Genomic DNA, 575 nt, shown 5'->3' with positions numbered 1-575 from the left:
CGACGAGCTACCGAACTGCTCCATCCCGCGATAATAATAAATGGCGGAGGAAGAGGGATTCGAACCCCCGCGGGCCGTTAAGCCCCTGTCGGTTTTCAAGACCGATCCCTTCAGCCGGACTTGGGTATTCCTCCAATTATTATAAGTCTTACAATATATAATTTTAAAATGGCGGTCTCGACGGGAATCGAACCCGCGATCTCCTGCGTGACAGGCAGGCGTGTTAACCGCTACACTACGAGACCAAAATAAATACGGAGGAAGAGGGATTCGAACCCCCGCGAGCCGTTAAGCTCCTGTCGGTTTTCAAGACCGATCCCTTCAGCCGGACTTGGGTATTCCTCCAAAATTATATGGACCTTGCAGGACTCGAACCTGCGACCGAACGGTTATGAGCCGTTAGCTCTAACCAACTGAGCTAAAGGTCCTAAATATAATTCAATATTAATTAAATAGTGGCGGTGGAGGGGATCGAACCCCCGACCTCACGGGTATGAACCGTACGCTCTAGCCAGCTGAGCTACACCGCCTTTATTTAGTTTTATATGGTGGAGACTAGCGGGATCGAACCGCTG

The 575-nt window shown here is 50.3% G+C and carries 5 tRNA genes; all 5 read right to left on the bottom strand.

The features are described 5' to 3' along the window. Positions 1-41 precede the first annotated feature (41 nt). Positions 42-134: transfer RNA gene (locus HMPREF2597_RS09980), tRNA-Ser, on the bottom strand. 35 nt (positions 135-169) lie between these two features. Next, positions 170-245 (bottom strand) — tRNA-Asp (locus HMPREF2597_RS09975). A gap of 10 nt (positions 246-255) precedes the next feature. Next, positions 256-345, bottom strand: a tRNA-Ser gene (locus HMPREF2597_RS09970). A 9-nt stretch (positions 346-354) separates the two neighbouring features. After that, a tRNA-Ile gene (locus HMPREF2597_RS09965) sits at positions 355-428 on the bottom strand. Positions 429-456: 28 nt separating this feature from the next. Further along, positions 457-530 (bottom strand) — tRNA-Met (locus HMPREF2597_RS09960). Positions 531-575: the final 45 nt, after the last annotated feature.

It is taken from the genome of Staphylococcus sp. HMSC063A07 (assembly GCF_001836955.1).
In the GTDB taxonomy this organism is placed as follows: domain Bacteria; phylum Bacillota; class Bacilli; order Staphylococcales; family Staphylococcaceae; genus Staphylococcus; species Staphylococcus lugdunensis.
This window is presented reverse-complemented; position numbering and strand designations above follow the sequence as displayed.